This window comes from Ruminococcus sp. 1001136sp1, from assembly GCF_039841815.1.
Lineage (GTDB): Bacteria > Bacillota > Clostridia > Lachnospirales > Lachnospiraceae > Blautia_A > Blautia_A faecis.
Window position 1 is genome coordinate 265,079 of the sequence record NZ_JBDPGY010000001.1, and the last position, 22,846, is coordinate 287,924.

At 43.0% G+C, this 22,846-nt stretch carries 23 protein-coding genes and 1 pseudogene; 11 read left to right on the plus strand and 13 right to left on the minus strand.

The window, feature by feature from the left end; translation table 11 throughout:
- The first annotated feature begins 188 nt into the window (after nt 1–188).
- From ABHC48_RS01200 to ABHC48_RS01230, 7 genes are read left to right on the plus strand one after another with little or no spacing between them, the layout of a single operon-like run.
- Complete coding sequence (locus tag ABHC48_RS01200) at nt 189–1,238, plus strand: hypothetical protein (RefSeq protein WP_118285520.1); 1,050 nt, start codon at nt 189–191, stop codon at nt 1,236–1,238.
- Nucleotides 1,235–1,531: a helix-turn-helix domain-containing protein gene (locus tag ABHC48_RS01205; RefSeq protein WP_226840934.1), complete on the plus strand. Its 297-nt coding sequence runs from the start codon at nt 1,235–1,237 to the stop codon at nt 1,529–1,531. Before ABHC48_RS01200 ends, ABHC48_RS01205 begins: the two co-directional genes overlap by 4 nt.
- Complete coding sequence (locus ABHC48_RS01210; RefSeq protein ID WP_009322371.1) at nt 1,509–2,612, plus strand: DNA cytosine methyltransferase; 1,104 nt, start codon at nt 1,509–1,511, stop codon at nt 2,610–2,612. The genes ABHC48_RS01205 and ABHC48_RS01210 overlap by 23 nt, the downstream gene beginning before the upstream one ends.
- Nucleotides 2,605–3,540, plus strand: a complete 936-nt coding sequence (locus ABHC48_RS01215; RefSeq protein ID WP_009322372.1) for a DUF4928 family protein — start codon at nt 2,605–2,607, stop codon at nt 3,538–3,540. Before ABHC48_RS01210 ends, ABHC48_RS01215 begins: the two co-directional genes overlap by 8 nt.
- 6 nt (nt 3,541–3,546) lie before the next feature.
- Nucleotides 3,547–3,981 carry a very short patch repair endonuclease gene (locus ABHC48_RS01220; RefSeq protein WP_083833743.1) on the plus strand — a complete coding sequence of 145 codons (435 nt, stop codon included), beginning with the start codon at nt 3,547–3,549 and terminating at the stop codon, nt 3,979–3,981.
- Entirely contained in the window at nt 3,978–5,057 is a 1,080-nt protein-coding gene (gene dcm, locus ABHC48_RS01225) for a DNA (cytosine-5-)-methyltransferase (RefSeq protein ID WP_118505434.1), read from the plus strand. Before ABHC48_RS01220 ends, dcm begins: the two co-directional genes overlap by 4 nt.
- On the plus strand, nt 5,032–6,927 hold the full coding sequence (locus ABHC48_RS01230; protein ID WP_009322374.1) for an ATP-binding protein: 1,896 nt from the start codon (nt 5,032–5,034) through the stop codon (nt 6,925–6,927). Before dcm ends, ABHC48_RS01230 begins: the two co-directional genes overlap by 26 nt.
- 93 nt (nt 6,928–7,020) lie before the next feature.
- Here ABHC48_RS01230 and ABHC48_RS01235 read toward each other — a convergent pair whose 3' ends face one another.
- The 13 genes from ABHC48_RS01235 to ABHC48_RS01295 form a co-directional block, all read right to left on the minus strand.
- Nucleotides 7,021–7,545 carry a hypothetical protein gene (locus tag ABHC48_RS01235; protein WP_195698904.1) on the minus strand — a complete coding sequence of 175 codons (525 nt, stop codon included), beginning with the start codon at nt 7,543–7,545 and terminating at the stop codon, nt 7,021–7,023.
- 297 nt (nt 7,546–7,842) lie between these two features.
- Nucleotides 7,843–9,651 carry an amylosucrase gene (locus tag ABHC48_RS01240; protein ID WP_118582054.1) on the minus strand — a complete coding sequence of 603 codons (1,809 nt, stop codon included), beginning with the start codon at nt 9,649–9,651 and terminating at the stop codon, nt 7,843–7,845.
- Between the two features lie 73 nt (nt 9,652–9,724).
- A complete protein-coding gene (locus ABHC48_RS01245; protein WP_195698903.1) occupies nt 9,725–11,218 on the minus strand; it encodes a glycoside hydrolase family 32 protein in 1,494 nt (497 codons plus the stop codon).
- Nucleotides 11,219–11,315: 97 nt separating this feature from the next.
- Entirely contained in the window at nt 11,316–12,179 is an 864-nt protein-coding gene (locus ABHC48_RS01250; protein WP_330382723.1) for a carbohydrate ABC transporter permease, read from the minus strand.
- Nucleotides 12,176–13,057: a sugar ABC transporter permease gene (locus ABHC48_RS01255; protein ID WP_118581952.1), complete on the minus strand. Its 882-nt coding sequence runs from the start codon at nt 13,055–13,057 to the stop codon at nt 12,176–12,178. The genes ABHC48_RS01250 and ABHC48_RS01255 overlap by 4 nt, the downstream gene beginning before the upstream one ends.
- 205 nt (nt 13,058–13,262) lie before the next feature.
- The gene (locus tag ABHC48_RS01260; RefSeq protein ID WP_173716089.1) at nt 13,263–14,525 is read right to left on the minus strand and encodes an ABC transporter substrate-binding protein; all 1,263 of its coding nucleotides are present in this window, start codon (nt 14,523–14,525) and stop codon (nt 13,263–13,265) included.
- A gap of 604 nt (nt 14,526–15,129) precedes the next feature.
- On the minus strand, nt 15,130–16,116 hold the full coding sequence (locus ABHC48_RS01265; protein WP_118581958.1) for a LacI family DNA-binding transcriptional regulator: 987 nt from the start codon (nt 16,114–16,116) through the stop codon (nt 15,130–15,132).
- Between the two features lie 99 nt (nt 16,117–16,215).
- Nucleotides 16,216–16,758, minus strand: coding sequence for a DUF308 domain-containing protein (locus ABHC48_RS01270; protein ID WP_187565804.1), 543 nt, complete (start codon nt 16,756–16,758; stop codon nt 16,216–16,218).
- Entirely contained in the window at nt 16,755–18,587 is a 1,833-nt protein-coding gene (gene ftsH, locus ABHC48_RS01275) for an ATP-dependent zinc metalloprotease FtsH (protein WP_195698902.1), read from the minus strand. Before ftsH ends, ABHC48_RS01270 begins: the two co-directional genes overlap by 4 nt.
- 34 nt (nt 18,588–18,621) lie before the next feature.
- Nucleotides 18,622–19,062: a hypothetical protein gene (locus tag ABHC48_RS01280; RefSeq protein ID WP_195698901.1), complete on the minus strand. Its 441-nt coding sequence runs from the start codon at nt 19,060–19,062 to the stop codon at nt 18,622–18,624.
- Nucleotides 19,063–19,437: 375 nt separating this feature from the next.
- Nucleotides 19,438–19,980, minus strand: coding sequence for a TetR/AcrR family transcriptional regulator (locus ABHC48_RS01285; RefSeq protein WP_195698900.1), 543 nt, complete (start codon nt 19,978–19,980; stop codon nt 19,438–19,440).
- 209 nt (nt 19,981–20,189) lie between these two features.
- Nucleotides 20,190–20,843, minus strand: coding sequence for a hypothetical protein (locus ABHC48_RS01290; protein ID WP_118581976.1), 654 nt, complete (start codon nt 20,841–20,843; stop codon nt 20,190–20,192).
- A 118-nt stretch (nt 20,844–20,961) separates the two neighbouring features.
- Nucleotides 20,962–21,126 (minus strand): DUF6783 domain-containing protein, encoded by a 165-nt coding sequence (locus tag ABHC48_RS01295; protein WP_319017146.1) that lies wholly within the window; start codon nt 21,124–21,126, stop codon nt 20,962–20,964.
- Here ABHC48_RS01295 and ABHC48_RS01300 point away from each other — a divergent pair.
- The 4 genes and pseudogenes from ABHC48_RS01300 to ABHC48_RS01315 form a co-directional block, all read left to right on the plus strand.
- Nucleotides 21,064–21,207: pseudogene (locus tag ABHC48_RS01300) on the plus strand (DUF6783 domain-containing protein); the annotation flags it as partial. The gene ABHC48_RS01295 and the pseudogene ABHC48_RS01300 sit on opposite strands and share 63 nt — an antisense overlap.
- 45 nt (nt 21,208–21,252) lie before the next feature.
- Nucleotides 21,253–21,942 carry a thiamine phosphate synthase gene (gene thiE, locus ABHC48_RS01305; RefSeq protein ID WP_195698899.1) on the plus strand — a complete coding sequence of 230 codons (690 nt, stop codon included), beginning with the start codon at nt 21,253–21,255 and terminating at the stop codon, nt 21,940–21,942.
- On the plus strand, nt 21,936–22,595 hold the full coding sequence (locus ABHC48_RS01310; RefSeq protein ID WP_195698898.1) for an HAD family phosphatase: 660 nt from the start codon (nt 21,936–21,938) through the stop codon (nt 22,593–22,595). Before thiE ends, ABHC48_RS01310 begins: the two co-directional genes overlap by 7 nt.
- Before the next feature lie 133 nt (nt 22,596–22,728).
- Nucleotides 22,729–22,827, plus strand: a complete 99-nt coding sequence (locus tag ABHC48_RS01315; protein WP_334285441.1) for a DUF6783 domain-containing protein — start codon at nt 22,729–22,731, stop codon at nt 22,825–22,827.
- The last annotated feature ends 19 nt before the right edge of the window (nt 22,828–22,846 follow it).

Here is a 22,846-nt window from a genome sequence, read left to right on the forward strand (position 1 = left end):
TCACTTCTCCTGCCGGTCATATCCCTTTTGGACGGTCATTTACTTGCCAAGGTACTACATGGAACGAAATTACCATGTGCAATTATCATAGCGACTTCTCCTTGACGAAACAATACTTTTACGATACTATGAGTGTAACTGATATAACAGAATTATAAAATTACCATAAGCAAAGGTAGGAAAATAGAATGGAAATGGAATTTGTGCGGCATGAGCCGTGTTATGACCGGATTTTGTTCGTCCTGACGCTGGACAGGAAGAAAATGAAAGAGCGGATTTTAATTGGGGAAGAATTACAGGTGCGCTTTCGATTACAGGGGGATATGGATGCGGATGTGCTGTGCGATACAACACGCCCGCTTGGAACGTTCCTTGCAGAGTTTGAACATGACCCTGACGGGGAATGGAACCGCTTTGGCCTGGCTCCGCTGAGGGATGCCCTGCACTCAAACCGCTGGAAGCAGCCAGCCTTAGAGCAGGCCGCAGGGGAATTTCTGAAAACAAAGTTTGATACCGGCGATCCGCTGCGGATGTATGCTGCGTTCCGTATCTGGAATGGCTATCTGCTGGCAAGGGAACCGGCGAAACGTGCGGAAGCCTGTGACCGCTTCATGGATAAAATGAGTCACTTTACCATGACCTTTCAGCAGAGAAGCCCGCTTCAATTTGACAGCGATACCGGTAGGCCGCAGCCGTTCCATATTTCCAGCCGGATATTCGGCTCCGTACCGGCAGCGGAAACACGGCTTGACCTTTGGTATCCGGACAACCGGCGTACGACAGAATGTGTCGCGGCCTATACCACGTTCTATCCGCTGATAACCTACTATCTGAACCGGCTGAATGATTGGGGGTTGTGCTTCCGAAAATGCAAAGTCTGTGGACATATCTTCCTCGCAAAAAGCCAGCGGTACGAACTGTGCAACGACAAATGCAGAAAGAAGCAGGCACTTCAAAACAAGAGGGAGTTTGACGAGAGGGCAAGAGAAAACAACTACGATTTGCTCTACAAAAACGAGTGCCAGAACTGGCGCAACAAGATCAACAAGGCAAAAAGGACAGCGGGCTTCCCGGCTGACCGGCTGGAAGAAATGCTGACCGCTTTTGAAGCGTTCAAGAAAGAAGCGTTGCAGAGAAAACGGGCTGTAAAAGAAAGAACAGCCAGCCCGAAAGAATTTACGGACTGGTTGTATCAGCAGAGTAGTATTATTGTAGAATTGGCCGAGAAATCCTCTTGAAATCCCTTGCTTTATTTCGCTCAAACGAATATAATTATATCAGTTTTCAAAATCCAAAATACAGGTTCGAGGTGCCGCAAGTGAATGGGTATATAACAGTTCAGGAAGCTGCTGAAAAATGGGGCGTAACGCCGCGTCAAGTTCAAATTCTTTGTAAAGAGAACAGAATTGTTGGCGCTATGCGTATGAGCCGCATTTGGATTATTCCTGAGAATGCTCAAAAACCGACCAATACCAAACGAACTTCAAATAAGACGGGAGGAAAAAAGTTTGCTGCAACGCACTCTGTATAAAAAACAAAATATCGACTTGTCCTCCGCGCCTTGGACAATGCATGAATTCTTTGCCGGAAGCGGTTTAGTCGCCTACGGCTTAAAAGGTATGTTTGCACCAATTTGGGCTAACGATATTAGCGAACAGAAAGCGGCTGTATATGAAGCTAATTTTGGTTGCGAACATTTTGAACTTGGCGACATAAAAGATGTGAATGGTAGGGATTTGCCTTTTGCTCATTTATCTTGGGCCAGTTTTCCATGCCAGGATTTGTCTTTGGCTGGTTCTTTAGGCGGTATTCACGCATCCAGAAGCGGATTGGTGTGGGAATGGCTACGTGTGTTGGATGAGATGGAAGAAAAGCCACGAATATTGACTTTAGAGAATGTAACCGGCTTGCTTTCCACAAATGGCGGCGATAATTATCGGGTTCTCCATATGGCACTTGTGGAGCGTGGTTACGACTGTGGAGCTATCGTTTTAAACGCTTCCCATTTTGTTCCGCAGTCAAGACCGAGGGTTTTTGTTATTGCTGTGCAACATGGATATGCAATCCCGGCGTATCTGACCGGAGATGCCCCTTGCTGGCTGCATAATAAAGCTGCCTCTGATTTGGGTCGGTCTTTACCCGGATGGATTTGGTGGCAAGCGGAGAAACCTCCGCGCCGCCACAGCACATTAAAAGATATTATTGAAGAAGAAACAAAATTTGATAAAGATACTGTCCTGCCGCTTGTTCCAGAACGGCACCAGATCAAGCTAAATGAGCATGACACGGTTTATGCTACGGGCTATCGCCGAACACGTCATGGAGAGCAGCAGCTAGAATTGCGCTTCGATGGTATTGCCGGTTGTTTACGAACGCCAGAAGGCGGAAGTAGCAAACAGTATTTAGTTGTGAAAAAAAATGATGAGATTCATGCTCGCCTATTGACTGTTCGTGAAGCCGCTCGATTGATGGGAGCGCCGGATAGTTTTATTCTCCCCGGTAGCTACAACGATGGTTATAAAGCGATGGGAGATGCTGTCGCAATGCCGGTAGCTCAATTCATAGGAGAAAATTTCCTAACAAAACTTGCGGAGGCCGTATACGATGATTAGTACAGAAGAAAGATTAAAAGCATTTCAAGAGGAAAATAATATCTATACGAAAGGGCCGCTGTCGCTAGTAGTTCAATTTACTCGACTTGTTCAGAACAAGGATTTTCCCTTAAATCCAGACGATTTTCAAACAAGCAGTAAAGGACAGGTTGCTGGACTTGGCGGCGGTAATCTCAAAAAAATATTAAAAGAGCATGGCATTACACAACAATTATCCGCAGAAGGCGGGCGCACCAGTCGCGGAAGTATGGGGTTAATGATAAAGTACGTTGATTTTCTCAACGCATGGAACGAAGAAGAAACTGTTGATTTTTCAATCGTGGAAGAATTTTGGGCGGAACAAGTTAGAGAATATTTCAGAAATCAGCCGTTTGTTTTGACCGCCGATACTTCCAAAACTATTGGAGCAAACTTAGACGAACTATTTGAACAGGCTAAGAAACGTCAGAAACAAAATCCGGGAACGCAGTATTTGGGAACGGTTTTGCAGCACTTAGTAGCCGCGAAATTATGTCTTATTATGCCTGAAAATGCATTTGAGATTCATGGCGCTTCTGTTGCGGACGCGCCAACTGAACGAAGCGGCGATTTTGTTATAAACAACACGATTATCCATTGTACAACAATGCCCGGCGCTTTGCTGATTGAAAAATGCAAGGCGAACTTGCGCGGCGGATGCCATCCTGTCATCATTACAATTTTTGAGCGTGTACATACAGCATTAAATCTTGCGGAAGATGCGGGCCTTGCCGGGCGCGTTGAGGTTTGGGATATTCAGCAATTCCTTTCGTCCAATGTATATGAACATAGCCTTTTTGATGAAAGCAAGAGAAATTCTACGCTTTCAGATATTATTGGTCGTTATAACGAAATTGTTCTTGAGGCTGAAACTGATCCGAGCCTTCGCATTGAGTTTGAGGCGAGATGATTTATCATGGCGGATATTTTTAATAATGAAAAACGCTCTGAAATCATGCGAAAAGTTAAATCAAAAAAGAACAAATCAACAGAACTGCGATTGATAGACATATTTAAACAGAATGGTATTACTGGATGGAAGCGCAATTATCCGGTCAAAGGACATCCCGATTTTGTGTTTCTAAAAGAAAAAGTTGCAGTATTCGTAGACGGTTGCTTTTGGCATGGTCATGATTGCCGAAATACACGCCCGGCAGAAAATAAGGAATACTGGCAAAAGAAATGCGAACGTAATATGAAGCACGATAAAGATGTGACTGCCATGTTTGAGGCACGCGGATGGAAAGTTCTGCGTATTTGGGAATGCGAATTAAAAAAGAGAAACGAAACTATATTAGTCGAAAAAATTCAGTCAATATTGAGTCGTTCTTCTGAAAGGACACAACGATGACAATTAAAGCTGTTGATTTATTTTGCGGCGTAGGCGGGCTTACCTATGGTTTGCAAAAAGCGGGAATTCCAGTTGTAGCAGGAATTGATATTGATGATTCTTGCGAATACGCTTATACTCACAACAACAACTGCACATTTATTCATAAAAGCGTTGAAGATGTCACAGGAAAAGAAATACACGCCCTTTTGCGAGGCGCTGACGTTAAAATACTCGTCGGATGTGCGCCATGTCAACCTTTTTCAAGCCATCAAAAAGATAAGCAAAACCGTTCTAAACATAAAGACTGGAAATTACTATACCAATTTGGGCGGTTGGTGGAAGAAACTCGTCCCCACATAGTATCAATGGAGAATGTGCCAGAATTAGAAAAAGAAAAAGTTTTTAAAGATTTTGTTTCCACGTTAGAAGGCTTGAATTATATTGTAAATTATCAAGTTGTAAATGTCGCAAATTATGGCGTACCGCAACGGAGAAAAAGGTTGATTTTGCTTGCGTCGCGTCGCAAAGAAATAAAACTTATTGATGCAACACATCAAAAACATCTGACAGTTAGAGACGCTATTGGTAGCTTACCGAGAATTTCCGCTGGAGAGGCAAATGAAAACGATAGGCTTCATATTTCGCCAGCACTCTCTCCTATCAATTTGGAACGAATACAACATTCCGTTCCCGGCGGTACATGGCGTGATTGGCCTGAACGTTTAGTATTAAACTGCCATAAAAAAGAAGGCGGAAAAACTTATGCATCAGTATATGGTAGAATGAAGTGGGATGATTTGTCTCCTACTATCACCACACAATTTATCGGTTATGGAACCGGACGTTTTGGACATCCAGAACAGGACAGGGCGATTACTTTACGGGAAGGCGCTATTTTACAGTCTTTTCCTCCTGATTATCAATTTTCGCCTAGCAATGTTGAAGTTCCGATAAGGAAAATAGCACGCCATATAGGAAATGCTGTTCCGCCTCGTTTGGGCGAAGTGATTGGAGAAAGTATAATTAGAAGTTTACCTAAAAAGAGACAAAAGAAAGCGACGATTGCAAATGAAAGAGAAAGAATACAAACTTAATATTGATCCCCGTATTTTGGAATTATTAGGTCCAAGCCTGTATACAAACATTTATTATGTGCTAGCTGAATTAATTGCTAATGCTTACGATGCAGATGCCCACAATGTATATATCATTGCTAACAAGGATGATATTACCGTTGAAGATGACGGCAAAGGAATGTCATATGCTGACGGCGATATCCAGAAATACCTTAATGTTGCCGCGGTTTCTAGAAATACCGATGCCGAATCTCTAACCCCTATGAAACGGAAGAAAATGGGGCGTAAAGGCGTAGGAAAACTAGCTGCCCTATCGGTTTCTGAGAACGTTCTTATAAAGACGATTTCAAATGGAGAAAAATCAGGGTTTGTATTATCTCGCCATATAAACGACAATAATTTACTTGTGCCGCTCACTGACGAGCAAATTTCTTTCGAAAGAGTATCTGGCAACGGTACTTCTGTCGTTATGCAGAATCCGCAGTACAAACTTCATAGTACATTAAAGGCAATTAAACGCAATTTACTTAAGATATTCCCGTTAGTAAATGAGAAGTTTAAAATTCACCTAATTCGGGGAACGGAAGCGGAAACCATTGAGAACTTTGATAAGGAAATGATTTCAGAACTCTCTACTCTAATTACTTTAGGGGATGAATTTACATATCTTAATGATTTTTTCCAGACGCCATATGGAAATGAAATAGCAGAACTCCGCAAAAATAAACCTTTAGCAACAATGCCCATTAGTATGGATGACAAATCTGGTGTTGAACATACATATAACGTAGAAATCAAAGGATGGATAGGAACTTATACATCAACTCGCGGCAGAAAAGTAGAGTTAACGGATTTTCCTGATAATTTTATTTCTCTGTATGCCAACCAAAAAATGGGCGAATTTAATATACTTCCTGTTGTTGGACAAAATAAATTGAATGAAGTCTATGTCGTAGGTCAACTTCATGTTGATATTTTTGAACTGACGGAGTTACCCGATATGGCTCTAAGCAATCGTCAAGGATATAAAACGGATGATCCTCGCTATCAGGCGGTACTAGATTATGTTAGAAAAACTTTATTGCCTGATATCTTGAAAATGCGAGATTTGTTTGTGTCTTTGGGCAAAAAGAAAAAAGAAGAAAAAAAGCTAGAACAGCAACGTCAAAACGAAGCTTCATTTAAAAAGTCGGTAGATACTTTCAGAAAAAACACCGCTAAGAAAGCAGCTCAAAAAATTTCTTCTCGTTTAGGTATTAGTACAGAGCAAGCTGATGAAGTAGAGGCAATACTTTCTGATGAAATAAACACCAACAGTCCGGATATGGGGATTAAAAGCATTATTGATTCTCAAAAGAAGAAATTGCTAATTAGTCAGACATATCGAGACAAGGATTTGGCGGATATTATTTACAATATGTTGGTATTTAACAACGTACCGCCCGAAGATATAATTTATACAAACTGTGATGATGAAGTATCACGCATCCCAGAAGGCGACGTAGGAAAAAGTGGGATATACGACTATTTGCGAGATTTCTTTGTTGATAGTTATTCTACGCAAAAGATTTATGTTATTTTCGTTACAAGTCATAATACGAAAAGTTCATGGGGTGCATTGATGGAAGTTGGCGCAGCATGGATAACTCAAGTTGAGCATAAAATATTTAACATTTACGATTTTCGCCCCGAACATCCTTTAGACGATGAACAGCAATGGCATTCAAGTTCTAGAGATGATGACGGTAATCTTTATATGTCAAAATTGAGCGTAGACATTTTTGCTCAAAAAATCGAATATATATGCGATAAATTGGGCTATAAAAAAAGAACCCGTCAGGAAAACAAGGATCATTTGTCAACATTGGTAAAGGTTACACCTCGTTAAATATGAAAGCACGCCCCAATTTTACTAATCAGTAATTTGGGCGTGCTTTTAATATTATATAAGCGTGGCGTTGTTATGTCTGATGCGGTATCTTTAACTATGGGAAACTCCCCAGTCCCAGCCGAACATGGAGTGTGCTTTACGAATGTACTGGCTTCCAGGGATAGTTCCGGTGTTGGTAAAATGAATCTCTCTTCCTTTCTCCGGCTTGTAAGTCTCAATGAATTTTACCGGAGAGGCGATATGAAATTCCAGAAGGTTCTCGCCTTCTTTTACCAGTTCTTTCACCTGGTAGACCCAGGTGCGGTGCATGTTCTCAGTATGTCCAAGCTTCTTTCCATTTAAAAAGACATCTGCCACAGTATCAATTCCGTAAAAGGTAAGAAGAATCTCCTCACTGGCAATCTCTTCTGCGCTTACAGAAAAAGTGCTTCTGATGTCAAAATCATTTTTCCAGAATTCTGTCCATTTGTACTCATTCATTCCATAATATGGATCCGGAAGAATTCCTTCTTTGCAAAAAGTCTCCATGGCGGAGCCGGGCACATTCATGTCATACCAGGTGTCCTGGCCGCTGATGGATATCTGAAAATTGTCTTTTAAGTCTCGCTTTATCATATGGTTATCCTTTCTTGTCAGCAAGCCGTTCAAAAATATTAAGATATGTAAATATAATTTAACAGTCCTATGAAGCAATGTCAACCATATACCAGTGGAGATTGTTACTGTTTATGCTTTACTGTTCACGCCGACCAGTAACACGCTTCGCGATGCACAGAAAGACGAACCTTCTTGTGACAAGCACAAGAAGTAGCATTTGCTGCGCAAACTTAATCCTCATGTTTTCTGTGAACTTTGTTCACAAAAAACACCCGGGAGTACAGAGACAATCCTCTGTTCCCGGGTGTTTCTTCATCAGTTAATTTTTTTCAGCCAGAAGAAGCCATATGCAGGCACATTTACACCTGCAGCCTCCATCTCCTGTCCAGTGATCAGATCCTTATAAATTCCATCACGTTCATTAATCCATGCGGTCTTATCATATTCACTGAAGTTAAACAGGCCGTAAATTTTCTCTCCTTCATAATAACGGCCAATGCAGAGAATACTGTTATCCCATGTATCCACAGTCCAGGTATCCGCATTTGTCATAAATGCCTTCTCTGTTTTGCGGATTTTTTCCAGCTGGAGCAGACGTTTGTTCAATTTACCCTCCACAGTTCTGGCGTTGCCGCTCATGGCTGCGCGATCCCAATTCATAGCCCCTCTGTGAATGTATCGGGAATCCGGTGCTTTGTCCGGATCATTTTTGTATGAATAATCATTTACCTGTCCGATTTCATCTCCACTGTAGATCACAGGAATTCCTGACTGCATGAACATATAGGCATGAAGCATAACATCCAGCTGGATTGCTTTTTCCATTGCCGCTTTGTTTTTCTCAAATCCCGCCTTCTCAATACCGCACATGGAAGCGGTGGTTCCGCAGAATCTTGCATCTCCAGTTACCGGATCCTCATTGTAAAGCACTCCGCGGCTGTTGCTCTCCCCTGCAAAGCCCTGGAAATAGTCATTGAGATATTTCTTATGAGAACGTTCTTCAATGCCTTCCTGCTGAAGTGTGGCATAGTCCAGTCCCCAGCCAATATCATCGTGGCAGCGCAGATAATTCAGGAATACGTAATCCTTCGGCAGACCATTTACAATATCAAGCTGTTTTTTCAGAAGACGCACGTCCCTGGTGGCAACGGTATGCCATGTAGTTGCCATTGTAGTTACATTGTAAAGCATATGGCATTCCGGTTTTTCTACAGTTCCAAAGTATGGCACAACCTTTTCAGGCTCCATAACTACTTCTCCAAGAAGAATCACTCCCGGGCATACAATCTCGCTGATCAGACGCATCATACGCACAATGGTGTGTACCTGTGGAAGATTCCGGCATGGTGTGTTCAGCTCTTTCCAGATATAGGGAACTGCATCAATTCGGATTACATCAATTCCCTTGTTTGCAAGGAAAAGGAAATTATACATCATCTCATTGAAAACCCGAGGATTTCCATAGTTCAGATCCCACTGATAGGGGTAAAAGGTGGTCATTACATAATGCCCGATTTCCGGCAGCCAGGTAAAGTTACCCGGAGCTGTGGTCGGAAATACCTGAGGCACTGTTTTCTCATAGAGGGACGGAATATACGGATTGTCGTAGAAGAAATAACGGCTCATATATTCCCCGTCGCCCTGGCGGGCTTTTTTTGCCCATTCATGGTCTTCCGAAGTATGGTTCATAACAAAATCCATACACAGGCTGATGCCTTTTTTGTGGCAGGCACCGGCCAGTGCCTCCAGATCATCCATCGTTCCCAGATTTTCCTGTACTTTACGGAAATCAGCCACTGCATAACCGCCATCAGAACGACCTTTCGGCGTATCCAGAAACGGCATCAGATGAATGTAATTTACGTTGTTTTTTTCCAGATAGTCAAGCTTGCTTTCCACACCTTTCATGTTTCCTGCAAAATTGTCTATGTAAAACATCATGCCAAGCATGTCATTTTTCTTATACCAGCCCGGATCTGCTTCACGCTTTTGATCCAGTGCCTTCAATGTGCTGCTTCGTTCTTCATAGAAGCGGTGCAGCTGATCGCATAACTCGAAAAACATGGAATCATTTCCATAAAGCTCCATGTACAGCCAGCGTAATTCATCTGTTTTCTTTGCCATACGATCCTGAAAGATCTTATCTGTTTTCTCTCTTTGCTTCACTTTATATCCTCCTCGTATCTACTGGCAATTCTCAAAACTTCAGCTCGTACTTTGTAACATCCATCTCCACTTTGCCATCTGCAAAGAAGGAAATTCCATCTGCCTCCAGATCTGTATAAATCGTTGCAGTCATCACATGTTCTCCATCATTTACAAAAATCTCAGCACTGAAACGATCCAGGATCAGGCGAAGCTTAATCTCTCCATTTTCACTGTTCACAAGGCTTCTTCTCTGATGGATAATTGCGCGTCTGGAGCCGGAAAACTTACGGTCAATTTTCAATACGGATTCATAAGGGCGGAAGCTTACTGCTGTATGGTACGTATCATTCTGGGCAAAACGCACTGCAAATTTCTTATAGATATTCTGCGCATCTGCCGGGCGAAGGGTGATTTCCATATCCACACATCTTCCATCTACGCCATCCAGACGAATTACATCCTCAAAAGCAACATTCTTATATTCTGTCTTATTTGTGCGAAGATTCTCAATTTCCCGAACCGGTTTCTGGATCAGGCGGCCGTCTTTAATGGAAAGCTCTCTTGGAAGGCTCATCTGTCCAAACCATTTTCCCTTCGGAATTCTGTTATTCGCACATGTATCCCAGTTCTGCATCCAGCCGATCATAATTCTTCTTCCGTCTGGTGCTTCCACTGTCTGCATTGCATAATAGTCGATACCATAGTCCACTGCCTGGTCTTTTTCCGGAATAAAGGTTTTGGTCTCCTCATCAAATTTACCAATCAGGCAAAGAGTTCCATCACCATTGTGGTACTCAAAGCCTTTTGGAAGCATATCCTGAGGGCTTACAAGTACTACATCTTTTCCATCCAGGGTAAAGAAATCCGGGCACTCCCACATTTTTCCGAATCTGCCATCATTAGAAAGCATTACGGATTCAAACTCCCAGTTAAACCCATCTTCACTTCTATACAGAAGAATACGGCCGCCTGTTCCGTCCGCCCTGTCATTTACGATCACGCAGCGGTAAGTGCCATCCTCGCATTTCCACATTTTCGGATCACGGAAATCAAAGGGGCTGCTGTTTTCCGGCATGTCTTCTGCTGTAAGAATCGGATTTCGTACATCCTTTTCATAATCCATCCCATCACCGACTGCAAGGCTTTGTGTCTGTATATCGCGGACACCTCCATCCGGCTGTGCTTCTTTTCGCACACTGGTGTACATAAAAAGCTGTTTTCCATCTGGAAGCGTAATGGCACTTCCTGAAAAACATCCCACATAATCATATGGCATGTCCGGGGCAATGGCTGCCGGAAGGTATTCCCAGTGAAGAAGGTCATCACTTATCGCATGTCCCCAGTGCATTGGTCCCCACTGGGAATCATATGGATAATACTGGTAAAATAAATGAAATTTGTCTTTGTAATAAGAAAAACCATTGGGGTCATTCATCCATCCAACTTTTGGAGATAAATGAAATTCCGGTCTCTCCAAAGGTGTAATATTCTGAGCCATTGCATCTTCGTATCTTCTGGCATCTCTTAAAGTCTGACTTATCATAATCATATCTCCTGTTGTTATTTATTAATCAAAACACATTTCAAGATAGTAATTATGGGGTCCAAAAATATTACTATCATTGGACCCCATTTTGGTTTTAACCTTTTACTGCTCCGGAGGTAACACCCTCAACGATGTAACGCTGCAGGAACAGATACAGAACCAGGATCGGAAGCATAGCCAGAAGGAGAGCGGCCATTACCAGTCCGAGGTCTGTTGAATAAGTACCATAGAATGCCTGTGTTGCAATCGGAAGAGTATACAGTTCTTTACGTCCGAGAACAAGGCTTGGAAGAAGGTAATCATTCCAGAATGCCATTGCATCAATAATCGCAACTGTTGCGATGGTTGGTTTCAGAAGCGGAAATACAATTTTCCAGTATGTCTGCCATCTGGTACATCCATCAATAAATGCTGCTTCTTCCAGCTCCATCGGAACGCTGGTGTGAATTGCACCATGGAACATGAAGGTTGCCATGGAAAGGGAAAATCCCACATGCATAAGGATCAGAGTAATACGGCTGTTCAGTACTCCAAAGATGCCACCGTAAAGAGAAACCAGCGGGATCATAAGTACCTGGAACGGAATAACCATAGATGCGATCATCAGGGAAAACAGAATACCGCATGCTTTCCATTTATTACGAACGATTACAAACGCTGTCATTGCAGAAAGCATAATTGTAAGGATCGTAGAAACGGTAGTAATCAAAAGAGAGTTTGTAAAAGATGTTGCAAAGTTCATCTTTTTCATAGCATCTGTGAAGTTGGTCAGGATAAATCCGTGAGAGCCAACCAGTGCCAGCGGATCTGCCGTGATATCACCTTTTGTCTTAAACGCATTGAAAATTACCATGATAAACGGGAAGATAAATGCCAGAAACAGGATAACCAGCACTGCTATTGTAATAAAATGGCTGACTTTTTTCTTCTGAGCTGCTTTTTTGTTTTCATCCATCATGCTGCCACCTCCCCTTTCTTACCAATGTAAACCTGAGTAACTCCTACGATTGCGCAGACAACAAACAGAATTAATGCCTCTGCCTGGCCGGTACCGTAATTTTTGTAAGTAAATGCCTGATTGTATACGTGCATAGCTGCCATTACAGAAGAGTTAAATGGCTCACCTTTTGTCAGGGAAAGGTTTACATCATATACCATAAAGCATCTTGTGATCGTTAAGAAAAGACACTGTACAAAAGAAGATCTCATAAGTGGGATCGTTACGTTAATGGTTGCCTGTGTCTTGGTGCAGCCGTCGATCTGGGCTGCTTCCATAAGGCTCTTGGATACGCTCATAAATCCGGCTACATAGATCAGCATCATATATCCTGCGTACTGCCACACAGATACGATGATCAGACATGCCATTGCACCGTTGGTGGTTGCCAGCCAGGAGGTGGAAAGAGCACCTACAGAAAGAGATTTTCCAAGTGATACAAATGCACGGTTAAATACGAATTTCCATACATAACCAAGTACGATACCACCGATCAGGTTCGGAACAAAGAAGCCTGCACGGAAGAAGTTCTGACCTTTAATTCCGCTGGTAAGAAGGTATGCAAGGAAAAATGCTACCACGTTTACCAAAATTACAGCGATAACAGAATAAATCAAGGTACGTCCAAGTGCCTGCCAGTAAGCTGCATCCTGGAATGTAGCAATGTAGTTTGCCAGTCCAACAAATGGTTTGTCTTTTGAAACACCGTCCCAGCTTGTAAATGTAAGATATAATCCGTAGATAAATGGAAGGATTACAACTGCACTAAACAGGACAGTGGAAACGCCAGCGAACATCAAGTACTGTTTTACTTTATATTTCATGGTGTTTTGTTCCATAATCACGATCCCCTTTCCCTTTTCTTTTTTGTCTCCACCCTTTTCCCGCTGCCTCCGAAAATCTATAATCCAGTACTTTTCTTTTTGTGAGGGAAAGAGGCCGCACGCCGCATGGCACAGGCGTGCAGCCTCTTGAGGGGTGGCAAATTTCTATAAAACTACAGTATGTTTGTTAAATTAATAAGTTGTTACCAAAGGATAATTCTTAGTGCTCTACAGGAGTTGTGTTCTTCCAGTAGTCTTCAATCTCTGCTGCAAACTCAGCTCTGTCAATCTGTCCTGCGAGATATTTCTGGAAGGTTGCACCACAAATGGAAAGATGATCATCCGGAAGGTAATTGTAGTTATCAATCAGAGAGCCTTCATCTGCATATTTCTTAACAGATTTTCCAAGTGGATCGGATACTTCTTTTTCATTGTTAGAGAATGCAGGTACAAGTGCACATGTCTCAGCAATGAAGCTCTGTCCTTCATCGGAATCAGCAAGCCATGTAAGGAAGTCCTTAGCTGCCTGACGCTGCTCATCACTTGTTGCATCAGAGGAATCGATCATCATGAATTTGGAACCTCCACCAACAAGCTTCTCATTGGATCCGTCATCTGTGTTCTGCGGTACCGGCATCATTCCCATATTCTCTGTATAATCATATGCATTGATTACGGACCAGTCCCAGTTTCCTCCGAACATGAATGCGATCTGTCCTTCAGCAAGCATCATCTCGGTTGTCTCACGCTCTGCAGCGATTGCAGAATCTTTTGCGTAGTTATTCTCCATCATTACATCGAAGAAGTCCATAAGAGAATTGAATTTCTCATTGTTTGCAAGGTCTGCTGTTCCTTCATAAAGAGAGGAAACAAATGCTTCTACATCTGGCTGCTGCTCGTAAACCTCAGCAAGGAAGTGAGCTGCAAGGGACCAGTCCTCTTTCATGATACCGGTAGGTGTTTCCATTCCACCTTCTTTCAGTTTCTCAAGAAGCTCTTTAAAAGAATCAAGTGTCTTGTAATCATCCGGATTGAAGGTCTCGCCTGTGATTGCTTCGATTGCATCTGCATTGTAAATAACACCGCGTGCTTCAAGGCAGGTCGGGAAACCATTGATCTGTCCGTCAACTCCGATTGCGTAATCAGTCTCATTAACCCAGCTCTGATCGCTTAAATCAATTGCATGGTCTGCTGCAAGTGAATAGATATCTTTCGGGTCTACCATAGCGATTGTATATGGATCATTCGCAGAATATCTGGTAGCCAGATGAGCAGATACTGTATCACTGTTGTAATAAACCTCTACGCCAACGCCGGTCTCTTCTGCATACTGAGCAGCTAATTCTTCGAACTGGCTCTGAACCTCCATTTTGGAGTTAAAAATTGTGATGTTCACATCGTCTGCCATAACCGGTACAGATACACTTGCCATTGTTGCTGCTGCAGTTGCAACTGCAATTGCCATTGAAATACGTTTTTTCATTTTTGCTTCCTCCTGTTTTTTACGTTCTTGTTCGGACGTTTTCTTTATGGTTGTATGATAGCATTGCGTCTCAAATATGTCAAGCGGTTGTCATATATTTTTGTCCATTTCACATCACTTTGTTACATTTATACTATTTAGCTCTTTATGTTTTGTGCACTTTTACATGCTTTTTTCGTGTCTGTAGTTCATTTATTTTATTTTTCTTGTTTTTTACGAAAATTGCTTCATTTTTTATCACAACCGTATGTCATATTCCTTATGCATCTGATCAATTCCGCGCGAAGCGTTTTTTTGTATAGCAGAAATATTACAGAGTAATTTCCTGCTATACAAAAAATCAGCTGTCATATTGTATTCTGAAATGTTTCAAAAACACCCCAGAATACACAATATGACAACTGACTGGAAAATTTTTCGAAGATAAAAAAATATTAACAATTCAGTAAAGCGGACATTCGCAATCCGCTTCGCTGTTTGCTCATGAACGCAGTCGCTTCGCGATCTGTCAGTGGGAGCTGAAGGCTCCCACTGACAGAAGCATCCCCCCTCACTCGCCGCTTAGTGCTCCGCGCACTTGAAGCGGGGAAATGCTTATCTGCGTTCAAGTCGTCCCTCGCTCAACCAGTGTAACCGGAAATACTGTCTTAGTAGGTACAACTTTCCCCTCATCAATCTGCGCAATAGCTGCTACTGCCAATTCTGCCATCTGTTCCACAGGCTGATGAATTGTCGTAAGTCCCGGACTTGTAAACTGGGCAATATTCACATCATCAAAACCTACGATCTTCAGTTGCTCCGGAACCTTGATTCCCAGATCTGCGCATGCCTGCAGTACATAGGCACCAATAACATCTGAACTGGCAAATACACCGTCCACATCAGGATTATCCACCAGTGCCTGTCTTACATATTCATAATATTCCAGAGAATCAAAAAGACGGTTATCCGTTACCATAACCACATTTTCTTCATTTCGATTCTTACAGATATCACGAAATGCAACCTCGCGGAGATCTCCTGGCATATGAATGTCAACCCCTGCACTTACTCCGCCGATAAACATCAGCTTCCTGCAGCCTTTCTCAATCAGAAGCTCCGTTGCCAGCACACCGCCCTGATAGTTATCACATTCAATCCCGGATGTCCCTTCATCCATAGAACGTTCCAATGTGATCAACGGGAAATCAAGATCTTCAAATTTCTCAGTTTCAAAACTTCCACTGCAAAGAACAACGCCGGTCACTCTTTCGCTCTTGCACATCTCAATACACTGTTCCTCACGTTCTTCTTTATACCTGGAAACAAAAAGCATGATACGATATCCCTGCTTCGCAGCCTCTCGCTCCAAACGGCTTAGTACCTTGGCAAAATAAGGATGTTCAATATTCGGCAAAATAACTCCTATCGTATTACTCTTCTGCTTTGACAGTGCGCGAGCTGTCTCATTAGGCTGATAATTCAGCTCTTTCATCACCTGATATACTTTCTCACGGGTCTTATCACTGATATATCCTCTGTTATTCAGGACTCTGGAAACTGTTCCTACCGTTAGGCCTGAGGCCTTCGCCACATCCTTAAGTGTTGCCATATATGTAAATCTCCTTTATTGCGAGCTGCAGTTTTTTTATTTCATCTTGATTTTATCACCTCGTAGTTTCTTGTGTCAACCGGTAAATACATCCTGTTTCTACATCCACCCGGCATCCATGTCACTGCAGGCCATCACCACGCAGTCGATTCCAAGAAGGATCAGATAACCGCCAATAATAAAGCCCGTTGAAAACAACGCTACCCACGGCCAGATGATCATCAGACAACCAAGGGTGATTCCAAGGATATTTACAATCAAGGTAAAGTAATAGTAAAATTTTCCTGCCAGACGGACCAGAGGGATGTGGGTCAATCTGGAAACAGAATGAGCGATGAACCAGATTGGGAGAAGCAGGGTCATGATCAGCTCTCCGGCATTTGGGTACATCAGAAGCATTAGTCCGGCAAGGAGACTTAAAATTCCAGTCACCAGAGCAATGGTAGGTCCGAAGCCGATATAGCGCTCTGTTTTTGCATAAAATACAATATCTGAAATTCCGGTGATGACAGCAAGAAAACCATACGCAAAGGTAATTCCGCGGAGCATGCCGCCCGGATTACACAACGTATAAATCCCAAGAAGGATCAGCAGGATTCCCTCAATGAGTTCCAGCCAGCCATAACGTGAACGTCTTCTCATTTTTCCTCACTCTCCTCTTTGTTATTTAAAATTTTCATAAACTCTTCGCCAGTTATCGTTTCTTTTTCATAAAGGAACATAGCCAGTTCATCCAGTTTTTTACGGTTGTCTGTCAGGATCTTTTTGGCTTTTTCATGTTCTCGCTTTACTAATTCTACGACCTTCTCATCGATTTCCTTCTGGGTATCTGCAGAGCAGGAAAGGGATGCATCGCCGCCAAGGTACTGGTTGGTAACGGTTTCCATAGCCACCATGTCGAACTCGTCGGTCATTCCGTAGCGAGTGATCATAGCTCTGGCAATCTTGGTTGCCTGCTCGATATCGTTGGAAGCGCCTGTGGTGATCTCGCCAAACACGATTTCTTCTGCAGCACGTCCGCCGGTGAAGGTTGCAATCTTATTTTCCAGTTCTTTCTTTGTCATCAGATACTTGTCACCAGTTTCTACCTGCATGGTATAGCCGAGTGCACCGGAAGTACGCGGAATAATAGTAATCTTCTGAACAGGAGCGGAATGGTTCTGAAGGGCTGCCACCAGGGCATGTCCGATTTCGTGATAGGAAACCACTTTTTTCTCCTGGTCAGAGAGAACTGCGTTTTTCTTCTGGTAACCAGCGATTACCACTTCAATGCTCTCTTCCAGGTCTGCTTCTGTAACGATTGTACGTCCGTCACGGACTGCACGAAGTGCTGCTTCGTTTACAATATTTGCCAGCTCGGCTCCGGATGCACCAGATGCCATACGTGCGATAGTGTGGAAATCCACGTCATCGGATGCTTTGATTTTTCTTGCATGAACCTTCAGAATTGCTTCACGACCTGCAAGATCGGGAAGCTCAACTGGTACGCGGCGGTCGAAACGTCCTGGACGGGTAAGTGCCGGGTCAAGGGATTCCGGGCGGTTGGTAGCTGCCAGAATGATAACACCGTTGTTGCCCTCGAAACCATCCATCTCTGTAAGCAGCTGGTTCAGTGTCTGCTCACGCTCATCGTTGCCCCCTACCTGGCCATCACGTTTTTTACCGATGGCATCGATCTCATCAATGAATACGATACATGGGGCTTTCTCTTTCGCCTGCTTAAAAAGATCACGAACTTTGGAGGCACCCATACCTACAAACATTTCTACGAATTCAGAGCCGGACATGGAAAAAAATGGAACATTCGCTTCTCCGGCAACAGCTTTGGCAAGCATTGTTTTACCAGTACCTGGAGGGCCTACAAGGAGAACGCCTTTCGGCATGGAGGCTCCCACGTCTGTGTATTTCTTTGGGTTATGAAGGTAATCTACAATCTCTGCAAGGTTTTCCTTGGCTTCATCCTCTCCGGCTACATCTGAGAAACGGATTCCTTCACTGGATTGAACGTAAACCTTTGCATTGCTTTTTCCCATGCCAAATGCCATGGAGTTTTTGCCTCCAGCCTGCTCCATCAGCTTCTTTGCCATATAATTTCCAAGAACTATGAAAATGATCAGTGGCAGAAGTCCGGTTACCAGGAAGCTGAGAATCGGAGAGGCCTGCTGGTCAATGTCTTTGGTAAAGGTGGCACCGCACTCATACAGACGGTCGGTGAGATCCGGGTCATTCATAAGACCGGTTTTATAAATTTTTTCGTTGTTTTTATCGGTAAAGACGATCTGGTTATCTTCTACTTCTACTTTACCGATGTTTTTGTCATTAATCATGCTCATGAAGGTACCGTAATCGGTTTCTTCTACCTGATGTTCCATTAAGATTGGGGAAACCACCAGGTTAAAGACGATCAGTACCAGAAGCACAATGCCGTAATAGTAGATCAACGGCTTTTTTGGGGTTTTTACTTCTTTCATAGTTGTAGTCCTTTCTTATGTAAACTAATAGTGTCTACTCTTCTGCCTCTTTCTTCTCTTCCAGACGCTGGGCTTCAATAGCCTCCAGCGATACCAGAAGTGCCCGGTTTACTGCCTGCATTGCAAAATCAAGGGCGTATTCTGCGGTGAGGATTTTCTCCTCCGTTCCCGGGAGCACATTTCCAAATATTGGCTCCTTATTTTTCAAATTTATGTTTTCTGCCTCCAGCACTTTTCCAACTGCTGCCTCCACCTGGTCGTAGACGCCTGCCAGCTTCATTACACAGTCTGTCTTGGAATGGCGAAGTCTGTTTTCCAAAGTGATACGGCTTTCCTGACATTCCTGTCGAAGATTCTGGATCTGTTGGTGGAGTCTTTCCGTATCCATACTCTCCGCCAGCTGAATCCGACTGTGGGTCTGTTCCAGTTTTTTATCCAGCTCGTACATTTTTACGGATAAAATTTCATGTGCCATATATGGTTCCCTCCTCTCCTTGCGGATTACGTTATCATTTCCGTTCTTTCTCAAACAGGCTCTAGCGCATGTTTGAAAAAGGCTTTCTGCAAAACGTGCGTCACAATCGCACTCCGTAATCCTGATGATTTTATTCTAGTACAAGCAGAAGAAAGTGTCGATAGCCAAAAATTTCACCGTGTATAGACAAAACGGGCAAAGTGTAAAGATACACCTTGCCCGTTTGATCTCTTATTTAGTTCCCTCCATGTATTTGCATCCGGCCTCTGGATTCTATTCCCAGTCGGTCTCCACCTCCGTCAATTTCACTTTCAAAACTGCTTCAAGGTCAATAAACACAGGAATAAAACTGTCACGAATAAACAGGAGCATTTTTCAGCACAGAAAGACATCTTCTGTAGCATTCTTTCCCATCATAATCAAATAGACTTCGTGTACGATCATATCCAGATTCTTCGTATCCTCCGGTGTCCAGTCCTGGAAAATACCAAAGATAGCATAGCTGTGGTAACGGAGGATCAGCTTCAACTCCTGGCGGCTATAATTCTGGTACAGATTTTCTTCCTCCACAATGCTCTCAAACAACTCGCAGGTTCCTTGCATAAGGGTTTGTTCCAGTTCTTTTCCATAATTACTTTCTATTCCTTTTCGCACTTCGGGTATAGCATTGATGGCAAAAACAAACAGATACTTCAGCGCTGCTTCTGCGCCACCCTGCTCTTTGCACGCCTCCAGCAGCCGCCTGGTTCCCTGCTTTATGCTCCACTGAATCATATCCGGTATTCCTTCGAAATGGTAGTAAAATGCCTGCCTGGTGATCTGGCACTCTTCCACAATATCCTTTACTGTAAGCTTCTTTACTTTTTTCTCCAGAACCAGCTTACGGGCTGCTTCTGTGATGATTTCTTTCATGTCCATATACTGTGGTTCTCTTTCCTTTATCCGGTGTTGAATCATAAACAGTCTCTAATTCTTATACCTTAATAGCTACATGCAAATCATATTATCGGCAACAACGACTAACTACAGCTCATACAATTTCACAGGTTATATATCTTTAACAATTTTCCTATGACGCTTATACCCACTGCATTTTCCAATAATGCTTATATTCATACTTTGAGTTTCTAATTTGACTCTTCTGAATCTGCAATATTTTCCTCATCTACAGTATCTTGTTTCTCTGGTACCACTGCATCTTCTCGCACCTGCATAGCGGCTCTCTCACGAATGCTCTTCTTCGGGGCGGCCGGTTGAGATTGCTGAGAGGATTTCTTCCTGGCTGGGTCTACTGCAAATTTGCGTTCCGGATCAGCCTTGGCAACTTTGCCTAAACGGGTGGCACCCCAAAGTAAAAACAGCGGAAGCACAATGGCTGTAAAAAGAAGCCCCAGATTCATCAATCCGGTAAAAAACAGAATTACCTGCATGACAATCTCTGTTATAAGAAGCGATATGGCCAGTTTCACAGAAAATCTGCTCTTATCTACTCTGTTGGAATTTCTTACAGATAGAAATCCAACTACAGCTTCCCAGATTCCTACTGCAATAAAACAAATACCAATCCCTTTCAGAAGTCCACTTCCCACTCCGGCATTCTCAAGAAGTTCTACATACTCTGCAGTTCCTTTATCTGCTTCCAGAGCTGTCATAAAGAAATTGATTCCATACATGATCGTGGAGGTAATGGCTGAAAACATCAGGAAAATACCACCAAACATCAGACACATCTTGCCATTCATCGCCTGCCGTGTCACCTTCATCTGCTCAAATTGATCCATAATCAAACCTGCCTCTCTTTTTTGCGAACCGACAAAAACACAATTTTAATATTAGTCTAACATATCACTTTTCGTTTTTCAATGTACAGGTTCCTGTTCATGTAACAAACATTATGGGTTACGATTCTCGATCTTCGCAGAAACAGGCTCTAGAGCGTGTTTGAAAAAGGCTTTCTGCAAGATGTGCGTCACAGTTTGTGGGAGATTTTGTCCGGATGAGGGCGCCGTAGCGGGCTACGGCAACCGAATTCGGGCAAAATCTCCCACAAAGTGGGGCGTGCAGATTGTGGGAATGATTTTTCAAACAGGCTCTAGCTTAATAATTACCTTTACTTTCCAGATTCAGCTTTATATAATGTATTAGAGTGTGTTTGACGCACAAGTTACATGTGAAAGGCAGGTTTTACCAATGAACTGCAATAAAAAAGAGCTTTTACTTTATGCCGTTACTGACCGCAGCTGGTTAAATGGCAGAACTTTATATGACCAGGTCGAAGAAGCCTTAAAAGGTGGGGCTACCTTCATTCAGCTACGCGAAAAAACTCTGGATACAGATAGTTTTCGCAAAGAAGCTGCGGAAATCAAAGAGTTATGTGCGCGCTATCATGTACCATTCGTGATCAATGACAATGTAGAAATTGCAAAAGAAATCAATGCCGATGGCGTTCATGTAGGGCAGGAGGATATGGCTGCTGGTAATGCCAGAGCCATCCTCGGTTCTGACAAAATCATCGGCGTTTCTGCGCATACAGTTGAAGAGGCTGTTCTTGCTGAAAAAAATGGCGCAGATTATCTGGGAGTAGGTGCCGCATTCCAAACCGGAACCAAAAAAGATGCCGGCAATATCAGCCATGAAACTATAAAACAAATATGTGAGGCTGTAAATATTCCTGTTATTGCTATCGGTGGAATTACACATGACAATGTAATGGAGCTGGCTGGAAGCGGTATCTGCGGAATTGCAGTTGTAAGTGCCATCTTTGCAGCTGAAGATATTACAAAAGCAACCAGAGAGCTTAAAGAGCTTACTCTCAAAATGAAAGATTCTACTTGTATTTCCAAAGACAATGCATCTTTCAGGAAAGGAATTTCATGTTAAGGGGTGCCATCTGGGATCTGGATGGTACGATTCTGGATTCTATGTCAGCCTGGGATCATGTAGGCGAAAATTACCTGCGAAGCCAGAGAATTGAACCTGAACCGGATCTGGATGAAGCAATCGCCACTATGAGTCTCCACCAGGCAGCTGACTATTTTATTGAGCACTATGGTGTAAAACAGACCCGAGATGAATTGATCAAAAGTGCTGTAGCAATTGTAGATGATTTCTACCGCTATGAAGCTCAGCTGAAGCCTCATCTGAAAGAATTTCTGGCTCAGCTTCATGAGACCGGAGTCAAAATGTGTATCGCCACTGCTACAGAGCGCTCCCTCGTGGAAGCTGCCCTGGCACGTTGCGGAGTGCTTGATTATTTCAGCGAAATCTTTACCTGCTCCTCTGTGGGTGCCGGAAAGGACGAACCAACCATTTATCGGGAAGCCTTGAACTTTCTTGGCACTGACCGAACCAATACCATGGTCTTTGAAGATTCTCTTCATGCCCTTACCACAGCTAAGAAAGATGGCTTCTATACCACTGCTGTGTACGATTCTCATGAAGAAAATCAAGCGGAAATACAGCGTCTGGCAAACTGTCGGATTCATGATTACGGTGAGCCGGAAGAGTTTATTGATTTTACAAAAAATCTATAGAACTTTTTATTTGTCGGGAAGCTTAATTGCTTCCCGATATTCTTTATTCAACCAAGTATTTACTACATTGACGCAGGATGATTTCTTCATATGCAAGATGGAGGAAGGAGCCGTAGCGAGCTACGGCAACTGAATTCGGGCAAAATATACCGCAAAGTGGAGCGTACAGATTGCGGGAATGATTTTTCAAACAGATTCTAGTACATCGAAAATTAAGTTTCTGCTATATTGACGCAGCAGATGAAAAATCA

What these genes read in the sequence shown, in the direction of transcription:
- ABHC48_RS01200 (WP_118285520.1), top strand. Translation starts at nt 189, where the DNA reads ATGGAAATGGAATTTGTGCGGCATGAGCCGTGTTATGACCGGATTTTG.
- ABHC48_RS01215 (WP_009322372.1), top strand. Translation starts at nt 2,605, where the DNA reads ATGATTAGTACAGAAGAAAGATTAAAAGCATTTCAAGAGGAAAATAAT.
- ABHC48_RS01220 (WP_083833743.1), top strand. Translation starts at nt 3,547, where the DNA reads ATGGCGGATATTTTTAATAATGAAAAACGCTCTGAAATCATGCGAAAA.
- dcm (WP_118505434.1), top strand. Translation starts at nt 3,978, where the DNA reads ATGACAATTAAAGCTGTTGATTTATTTTGCGGCGTAGGCGGGCTTACC.
- ABHC48_RS01230 (WP_009322374.1), top strand. Translation starts at nt 5,032, where the DNA reads ATGAAAGAGAAAGAATACAAACTTAATATTGATCCCCGTATTTTGGAA.
- ABHC48_RS01235 (WP_195698904.1), bottom strand. Translation starts at nt 7,545, where the DNA reads ATGATAAAGCGAGACTTAAAAGACAATTTTCAGATATCCATCAGCGGC.
- ABHC48_RS01240 (WP_118582054.1), bottom strand. Translation starts at nt 9,651, where the DNA reads ATGGCAAAGAAAACAGATGAATTACGCTGGCTGTACATGGAGCTTTAT.
- ABHC48_RS01245 (WP_195698903.1), bottom strand. Translation starts at nt 11,218, where the DNA reads ATGATAAGTCAGACTTTAAGAGATGCCAGAAGATACGAAGATGCAATG.
- ABHC48_RS01250 (WP_330382723.1), bottom strand. Translation starts at nt 12,179, where the DNA reads ATGATGGATGAAAACAAAAAAGCAGCTCAGAAGAAAAAAGTCAGCCAT.
- ABHC48_RS01255 (WP_118581952.1), bottom strand. Translation starts at nt 13,057, where the DNA reads ATGGAACAAAACACCATGAAATATAAAGTAAAACAGTACTTGATGTTC.
- ABHC48_RS01260 (WP_173716089.1), bottom strand. Translation starts at nt 14,525, where the DNA reads ATGAAAAAACGTATTTCAATGGCAATTGCAGTTGCAACTGCAGCAGCA.
- ABHC48_RS01265 (WP_118581958.1), bottom strand. Translation starts at nt 16,116, where the DNA reads ATGGCAACACTTAAGGATGTGGCGAAGGCCTCAGGCCTAACGGTAGGA.
- ABHC48_RS01270 (WP_187565804.1), bottom strand. Translation starts at nt 16,758, where the DNA reads ATGAGAAGACGTTCACGTTATGGCTGGCTGGAACTCATTGAGGGAATC.
- ftsH (WP_195698902.1), bottom strand. Translation starts at nt 18,587, where the DNA reads ATGAAAGAAGTAAAAACCCCAAAAAAGCCGTTGATCTACTATTACGGC.
- ABHC48_RS01280 (WP_195698901.1), bottom strand. Translation starts at nt 19,062, where the DNA reads ATGGCACATGAAATTTTATCCGTAAAAATGTACGAGCTGGATAAAAAA.
- ABHC48_RS01285 (WP_195698900.1), bottom strand. Translation starts at nt 19,980, where the DNA reads ATGGACATGAAAGAAATCATCACAGAAGCAGCCCGTAAGCTGGTTCTG.
- ABHC48_RS01290 (WP_118581976.1), bottom strand. Translation starts at nt 20,843, where the DNA reads ATGGATCAATTTGAGCAGATGAAGGTGACACGGCAGGCGATGAATGGC.
- thiE (WP_195698899.1), top strand. Translation starts at nt 21,253, where the DNA reads ATGAACTGCAATAAAAAAGAGCTTTTACTTTATGCCGTTACTGACCGC.
- ABHC48_RS01310 (WP_195698898.1), top strand. Translation starts at nt 21,936, where the DNA reads ATGTTAAGGGGTGCCATCTGGGATCTGGATGGTACGATTCTGGATTCT.